Here is a 1657-nt window from a genome sequence, read left to right as displayed (position 1 = left end):
GAGGCTGTCGCACGACTTCTCCCGTCCGGGAGTCAAGAGCGCGATTTTGCGGTGCCGGCGAGGAGTTTGCTGAGGTTGTGGACGGTGCCGAGGAGCTTGACCTCGGTGTCGACGGCTCGGCGTCCGCGGTAGTTGAGGTGTCGGCCGAATCGCTGGAAGAGCTGGGCGAAGCCCGGCTCGACGAGAGCGCTGCGCTGGCGGTACTGGGCCCGGCCGGTCGGGGTCGACAGGCGGTTTGCCATAGCCTGTTGGCCGGCGGGGGCGCTCTGGCGCTTCGCGGGGAAACCTGCCTGGTCAGCCTCGCTGGTCACCGAGACCAGTAGCGGCAGGTCGGCGAGCTCCTCGAAGGAGGCGACGCTGGCGTATCCACTGTCCGAGAGCCAGAGCAGGATGTCGCCCGGCAGTCCTGCCGCGTGCTGGTTCTTCTGGGTCTTCCTGACCATTGGGATCAGTGCCGTGCGGTCCGACGGGTTGTCGTGCAGGTCGATGGCCAGCAGAATCTGGCGGCGGGCGCACACGATCTGCAAGTTGTATCCCTGCAGATAGCCGCCTTGTTTGCCCAGCTGCAGACGTGAGTCCGGATCGCTCAGGCTGGCGACGGCAGTCGGGGAGGGCACCGGCTCGGGGCTCCGTACCCGCTCCAGGTGAGCGAGTGCCTTCGCCAGTCGTGCCCGCTGCCGGACGAGGACCGTCTTGTTCTCCATGGGCACGGGCGGTCGGCCGTTGGCAGCCCGGCGGCCCGCTGCCCGGTCGGCCTCGGTCCGGGCCCGGTACTTCTTCAGTTTCTCCTGATGGGCTGCCGTCTCGGCGGCCAGCCGCTTCTCCGCGCGAGCCACGATGCGTTCGGCGGCCTCGACCTTGATCCTTATCTCGTTGCCGGACGGCAGGGCCCGCTGATGGAGCCGGTCCCGGGCCGTGCGGGCCCGGACAAGCAGATCACACAGACGTGACAGCCTCGGCCAGTCGTCACGATGCGGCTCGTCCTCGACGTCCGTGGTGTCGCCGGTCTCGACGCGCCGGGCATGGTCACGCGCGTTGTCCATGAGCGCGCTGATCTCGTCCTCGCACCGGGCGATGACGGTCTCGAGACGCGGCAACTGCTTGTTGGAGTCACGGGAGGCGTTCGCGTCCATTGGCGAGCCGTCCACCGCGACCGCCGACAGATCGACCAGCCCCCGACTGCCGCACAGGGCCAACACCTGCACGAACAGCTGGGTCAGCGCGTCGCGGTGACGCTGGACAAACCGTGCGACGGTGGAATGGTCCACAGCGCGGTTCGCGGTGATGATCCGGCAGCCGAGATCGTCCCAGCAGGCCCGCTCGATGCCGCGCGAGGAGCGTATGCCCTTGCTGTAGCAGTAGCAGATCAGCGACACCAATACGGACGGCGGGTAGGCACCGCCGCCCTGCCTGTCGGCACGATAGCTGTCCTCGAAGGCCGAGAGATCGAGCCCCTCGACCACCTCAAGCACTCTCCAGCACAAGTGCCCTGGCGGCAGCCACTCCCGGGCACTCTTCGGCATCTCAAGATCACGTTCGCGGTCACACAGCAGGAAGTTCCGCCCCACCGAACCAGGCTCCACCATCCCCGCAACGACCCGAGCCGAACATCGAATCGCTCTTGACTCCCGGACGGGGGAAGTCGTGCGACAGCCTC

Annotated in this window: 1 protein-coding gene; it reads right to left on the bottom strand. The window is 67.7% G+C overall.

The genetic code is table 11. The features are described 5' to 3' along the window. Window positions 1–32 precede the first annotated feature (32 nt). Entirely contained in the window at window positions 33–1463 is a 1431-nt protein-coding gene (locus ACFVZH_RS40345; RefSeq protein ID WP_384905627.1) for a transposase, read from the bottom strand. Window positions 1464–1657 lie beyond the last annotated feature (194 nt).

This window comes from Streptomyces sp. NPDC059534, from assembly GCF_042743475.1.
Classification (GTDB): domain Bacteria; phylum Actinomycetota; class Actinomycetes; order Streptomycetales; family Streptomycetaceae; genus Streptomyces.
Note: the sequence above shows the minus strand (reverse complement) of the source record. Positions and strands in the feature narration are given on the sequence as shown.